This is a genomic window from Psychrobacter sp. TB55-MNA-CIBAN-0194, assembly GCF_040309505.1.
GTDB lineage: Bacteria > Pseudomonadota > Gammaproteobacteria > Pseudomonadales > Moraxellaceae > Psychrobacter > Psychrobacter fozii.
On record NZ_JBEOOW010000711.1, the window covers coordinates 1 to 241 of the forward strand.

Consider the following 241-nt stretch of genomic DNA (forward strand, 5'->3'; position numbering starts at 1 on the left):
GCACAAGCCTATACCCTAGAGTGTAAGCGTACCTTTTTTATTAATGATGTAGAGATGCCCTATTATTTTAATTTATTTATTCAGGGCGATAGCTATTCAACATTAACCAAACAAGACACCTTGCTAGAGCAGATGTATTGGTTCGCGAGTGACGGTACCAATGACAACGAGCGCTTAGGGACTATCAATGCGCAGTTAGCTGACTTAGGTATTCGCGCAATGGATTTGGCGACCATTTATC

1 pseudogene is annotated in these 241 nt (G+C 41.5%); it reads left to right on the forward strand.

The features are described from left to right. Positions 1-241 (forward strand): annotated as a pseudogene (locus AAEY75_RS16835) (hypothetical protein); the annotation flags it as partial.